Below are 5,469 nucleotides of genomic sequence, written 5' to 3' on the forward strand. Positions count from 1 at the left end.
GGTTTCAAAGGCTTCGGTTTTGTAATTGACCGCCTTGATTGCGCCGAGATCTTCACAGGCCGCGCATTTGGCTTCACTGCCTGCGGTGGTGTAGACCTTGGCGCCCATTGCGGTCGCCAAACTGATAGCGGTAGTGCCAATGCCACTGCTGCCGCCATGAACCAGAAAGTGTTCGCCGGCTTTAAGTTTTGCGCGCTGAAAGACATTGTGCCAAACAGTGAAGACAGTTTCTGGCAGTGCTGCGGCGTCAAGAACCGACATGCCCTTGGGAATAGGCAAGCACTGGCTGCTGGGAGCAACGGTATAGTCGGCATAGCCGCCGCCGTTGCACAGCGCACAAACCATGTCCCCCACTACCCAGCGGCTGACGTCGCTACCGACCGCAACCACTTCACCGGAGACCTCTAAACCCAGTATCGGGCTGGCACCCTCTGGTGGCGGATACAGGCCGTAGCGCTGCATCAAGTCCGGACGGTTGACGCCGGAACCAATGACGCGAATAAGTACTTCATTGGCGGCGGGGGCTGGCATGGCCTCGGTGCCGTGACTCAAGCTGTGATCGTCGCTGTTTACAATGACAATGCGTCGGGTTGCGGGAATCGTTGACATAGTCGTCCTCTGGGTCAAAGTGCTAAGCTCTGCGGCAGAGCTAGAAATAGCCGCTAAAACCTAGCAGAAAAGAAGGCGGTCAGTATAGCGAAGACTGCTAGCGCTGAGCGAATTGTCGTTTTAATAATGAGGTGAAAACAACGAATGCTTGTTGATGGCGGGAGCGGACAAAAGAAACTACTTATTGTGGGTTGTGGGGATATTGGCAGTGGCTTAGCGGAAAACTATCTGCCTAAAGGCTGGCAGGTCCAAGGTTTACGTCGCAATGCCGCAAAATTGGCGCTGGGAATTACAGCTTTGGAGGCTAATGTTTGTGATCCTTCAAGTGTGGCCGCTCTTGGCCCGCTTCAGGCAGACTACGTGGTGGTCACCTTAACGCCGGGCGGAAATAAAGCGGAGGCTTATCAAGCTGTATTTGAACAGGGTTTGGCCACTGTGTTGGCTGCGATCGCGGTGCCGCCTAAACACATCTTCTTTGTGTCGAGTACTGGTGTGTATGCACAATCCAAACATGAGCTGATCGATGAAGAAAGCGAAACCGTTCCCGATCGCTTTTCTGGCCAGAGCCTATTAAAGGCAGAGCGGGCTATTGCGGCGACGGGCTGGCCGTATAGTAATATTCGCTTTGGCGGCATTTACGGCACAGGCCGATTTTTTATGTTGAACAAAGTCTTGGATGGCGACTGTGCGCCGGCAGAGCCGCTGCACTATACCAATCGCATTCACCGCGATGATTGCGTTGGTTTTATTGCGCACTTGATTGATCAAGCCGAGGCCGGCGAAAAACTCGAAAACTGCTACGTTGGCGTGGACGATGAAGCGGCAAGTATTCAGGACGTTCAGGCTTGGTTGGCGGAGCAATTAGGCGTGACTTACGCGAGCAAGGGCGAGCCGATTGCGCGTACTGGCAGTAAACGTTGTATAAATCGTCGTCTGCGGGAAAGTGGATACACAATGAAATACCCAACATTCCGCGACGGTTTTGCGCCGGTGCTGCGCGCATGGCGGGCGAGTACCGGCAAGGCGTGAGATAGGAGTTAAAGCGCCAGAATGACTTCGACTTCAATTAGCGCGCCACGAGGTAAAGCAGCTACTTGCACACAGGCGCGGGCGGGGTAAGGTTCGCTAAAAAACTTCGCCATGACCTCATTAACCTGCGCAAACACGCTGAGGTCAGTTAAAGAAATATTGACCTTAGCCGCGTTATTCAAACTGCCACCGCTGGCATCGGCCACGGCAGAAAGGTTTTTAAACACCTGAGTGGCTTGCTCAACAATACCGCCTTCGACCATGCTCATGGTTTCTGGTACCAAGGGAATTTGCCCCGATAAGTAAACGGTATTACCGACCTTCACCGCTTGTGAGTAAGTGCCAATGGCTTCTGGGGCGTGAAGGGTGTTGATGTATTCTTTGGTGCTCATGATAGCTCCTAGTTATTTAGTTGGATGTCGGGAGTCGGGCGTCTGACGAAAAACCAGACCGTGCGGATGCGTCTGACATCAGACCCCAGACGTCCGACTGTCCCTTAATGCCTTTCCCGCGTCACCTTTATCACCGCAGGAATATTTCTAATCCGGCGCATGACATTGGCCAAATGCACCCGCGAGCGCACGCCAACAATAAGGTGAATGGTACTGATTTTGGCGTTTTCATCTTCTACGCTGATTTTTTCAATGCTGCCATCGGCGCCGTTTACTCGGGTTGCTAACACTGCGATTATGCCGCGCTGTTTGGTTAATTCTATTTTCATTTCTACCGAGAAGTCGCGGTCGATATTTTCGGCCCAGCTCAGTGGCACTACGCGATCTGGCTGACTGCTCAGCTCAATACTGTTGTGACAGTTCTCGCAGTGAACGACCACGCCTTTTTCTGAACTGACGATACCGATAATGTGGTCGCCGGGAATGGGGTAGCAGCAGCGTGCAAAATTAACCAAGAAGCCTTCGGTGCCATGAATAACCATGGAGTGGCGGGTTGGCGGTGGGCGCAGAGCGTCGCCGTCGGCGATATTGTCGCGTAAATTTAAAAGTTGGCGAGCGGTTAAATAGGCTACCCGGTTGCCCATGCCAATTTGTTCGTAAACATTGTCTGGTGTTTTGGCGTGGGTGGTATCGACGAGCTGCTGCAGGTATTTATCTTCGAATTCGGCTATGTCTTCGTTCATACTAGCCAATGCGCGTTCTAGCATCCGTCTGCCCAAGGTAAGCGCTTCGTTTTTACGCTGGTATTTCAGGTGGTGGCGAATACCTGTGCGGGCTTTGGCGGTGACCACAAAGTGCAGCCAGGCCGGATTGGGCTGGGCGCCGGGGGTGGTAATGACTTCGACAGTTTGGCCGCTTTGTAAAGTTTCTGACAGCGGTGCCAAGCGACGGTTAATGCGGCACGCCACGCAGCTATTGCCAATATCGCTGTGCACCGCGTAGGCAAAGTCCACGGCGGTGGCGCCTGCGGGCAGCTCCATAATGTCGCCGCGGGGGGTAAAGACATAGACCTCGTCAGGGAAGAGATCGATTTTTACATTCTCAATAAATTCTAGGGAGTCGCCAGCGCGCTCCTGCATTTCCAGTAAGCCTTGCACCCATTGCCGAGCGCGGGCGTGGCTGGAATTGCGTTTGGGCTCTTGGTCGCTACTTTTGTACAGCCAATGGGCGGCGATGCCGTTGTTGGCCATTTCTTCCATTTCGTGGGTGCGGATCTGGATTTCAATCGGCACCCCTCCTAAGCCAAATAACACGGTGTGCAAAGACTGGTAGCCGTTGGCCTTGGGGATGGCGATATAGTCTTTGAACTGGCCGGGCACGGGTTTGTAAAGGCTGTGCACGCAGCCGAGTACGCGATAGCAGCTGTCGACGGAGTCCACCACAATGCGAAAGGCATAGAGATCCATGATCTCTTTTAATGACTTTCGCTTATTGCGCATTTTGGTGTAAATACTGAAAAGGTGCTTTTCTCGGCCGATGACATTGGCGCTGTGGCCTTCTTCGGTCAGGCAGTTCTCAATACTTTCTTTGATTGTGGTAATGGTTTTTTTACGATCGCCAAAGCGAGTGGTAATGGCTTTGCGTATGCGCCGGGCGCGCATGGGGTGCATGGACATAAAGCCCAGGTCTTCAAATTCCACCCGGATATTGTGCATGCCTAAACGCTGGGCGATAGGCGCGTAAATCTCTAAGGTCTCTCTGGCTATACGGCGGCGCTTGTCTTGGGGCATGGCGCCTAGGGTGCGCATATTGTGTAGGCGGTCGGCGAGTTTGACCAAGATAACGCGAATATCCTTGGCCATGGCCATGGCCATTTTCTGGAAGTTCTCGGCTTGTTGCTCGGCTTTCGATTGAAACTCGATACGGGTGAGTTTCGAAACGCCGTCCACGAGTTCGGCCACGACTTCGCCGAATTGATCGCTGAGGCCTTGCTTGGTGACATGAGTATCTTCAATAACGTCATGGAGCATTGCCGCCATAAGGCTTTGAACGTCCATGTGCATTTCAGCAAGAATGGTTGCCACGGCGAGAGGGTGCGTTACGTAGGGTTCACCACTGCGACGGTTTTGGCCTTCGTGGGCTTGTTCGGCGTAATAGTAGGCACGCCGAACCTGATTGACCTGTTCGGCGGTGAGATATTCAGCAAGGGAGATTGCAAGGGCGTCGATTGTTCCGGCCGGCTCTTTACTGCCACTAGTCGGATTGAAAAAACTGTATTGATGCATCGACGCCCCTTTCAGACGCGAATTACAGTGAAGCGGCGCCCAGCTCTGCGGCCAGATCGATTTCTGGTTCGTCTTCTTGGGTGTTCGCTGCCATCACCTGTTCGCGGGTGATTTTGCCTTCGGCCAATTCGCGCAGGGCAATAACCGTTGGCTTATCGCCTTCTTCAGCTACCAGTGCAGATTTGCCGCCGGTTGCCAAAGCATGGGCGCGCTTGCTGGCGACCATAACTAATTCAAAGCGATTATCGACGGCTTGTAGGCAGTCTTCAACAGTAATTCGGGCCATGATGTGTTTCCTGCAGACTAAACAAAATCAGCGCACAAATTGCGCGCTGTTAATTACTTTGCAGTCTATCAAAAAGTGGGGACTTATGACAGTAGCGCACTAAGGAGTGTGGCGTGGCGATCTTGCTGCTTGTCTAATTGCAGGCGGCGGGCGCGAATAATTGCTTCTAAGTCGGCCAGCGCCGTGTCGAAATCATCGTTAATTACGACGTAGTCACCCTCAACGTAGTGGGACATTTCCGCAACTGCGGCGTCCATGCGACGTTGAATCACGCTGTCGTCGTCTTGACCTCGGCCGGTGAGGCGCTCATTTAAGGCTTCGCGGGAGGGGGGCAGAATGAAGATCGCGATGGTTTCCGGCATTAAGCGGCGCACTTGCTGCGCGCCCTGCCAATCAATTTCCAAAATCACATCTTCGCCGCGTGCCAGCTCTGACTCTACCCAGCGTTGGGAGGTGCCATAAAAATTATCAAAGACTTGGGCGTGTTCTAAAAACGCGGTTTCCCCGAGCATCTGCTGGAATACGTCGTGGCTGATAAAGTGATAATTCACGCCATCTTGTTCGCCGGGTCGCATTGCGCGAGTAGTGTGGGATACAGACACGCTGAGCTGCGCAGTGCGTTTCAGCAATTCTGCGACCAAACTGGTTTTGCCTGCCCCAGAGGGTGCTGAAATGGTATAGAGCGTGCCTTGACTGTGCATAGCGACGGGGTCGTCCTCTGTATTTGCTGCGGCGGGGTTGGCCGCGCTGGGTGCTTTCGGATTATACGACCAGTTTAGCAAAGCGTCACGGAAGAGGGGTGTTAGTTCGGATATTTTCGCGCGATGTGCTGGTTTGGCGGTCGGCGCGGGGTAAATTACAGAGATGA

6 protein-coding genes are annotated in these 5,469 nt (G+C 53.3%); 1 reads left to right on the forward strand and 5 read right to left on the reverse strand.

The window, feature by feature from the left end:
* On the reverse strand, nt 1-609 hold a 609-nt coding region (locus ABYT30_RS14840), incomplete at its 3' end, for an alcohol dehydrogenase catalytic domain-containing protein (RefSeq protein ID WP_373097313.1).
* A gap of 144 nt (nt 610-753) precedes the next feature.
* Here ABYT30_RS14840 and ABYT30_RS14845 point away from each other — a divergent pair.
* The gene (locus ABYT30_RS14845) at nt 754-1,638 is read left to right on the forward strand and encodes an NAD(P)H-binding protein (RefSeq protein ID WP_373097315.1); all 885 of its coding nucleotides are present in this window, start codon (nt 754-756) and stop codon (nt 1,636-1,638) included.
* Nucleotides 1,639-1,646: 8 nt separating this feature from the next.
* Here the strand turns inward: ABYT30_RS14845 and ABYT30_RS14850 are convergent, their stop codons facing one another.
* The 4 genes from ABYT30_RS14850 to gmk form a co-directional block, all read right to left on the reverse strand.
* A complete protein-coding gene (locus tag ABYT30_RS14850) occupies nt 1,647-2,030 on the reverse strand; it encodes a RidA family protein (RefSeq protein ID WP_373083356.1) in 384 nt (127 codons plus the stop codon).
* A 104-nt stretch (nt 2,031-2,134) separates the two neighbouring features.
* Entirely contained in the window at nt 2,135-4,315 is a 2,181-nt protein-coding gene (locus ABYT30_RS14855; protein WP_373097316.1) for a bifunctional (p)ppGpp synthetase/guanosine-3',5'-bis(diphosphate) 3'-pyrophosphohydrolase, read from the reverse strand.
* Between the two features lie 22 nt (nt 4,316-4,337).
* The gene (gene rpoZ / locus ABYT30_RS14860) at nt 4,338-4,601 is read right to left on the reverse strand and encodes a DNA-directed RNA polymerase subunit omega (RefSeq protein ID WP_373083354.1); all 264 of its coding nucleotides are present in this window, start codon (nt 4,599-4,601) and stop codon (nt 4,338-4,340) included.
* Nucleotides 4,602-4,684: 83 nt separating this feature from the next.
* Complete coding sequence (gene gmk / locus ABYT30_RS14865; RefSeq protein WP_373083353.1) at nt 4,685-5,302, reverse strand: guanylate kinase; 618 nt, start codon at nt 5,300-5,302, stop codon at nt 4,685-4,687.
* Between the last annotated feature and the right edge of the window lie 167 nt (nt 5,303-5,469).

Origin of the sequence: Zhongshania sp. (assembly GCF_041623545.1) — a bacterium.
GTDB lineage: Bacteria > Pseudomonadota > Gammaproteobacteria > Pseudomonadales > Spongiibacteraceae > Spongiibacter.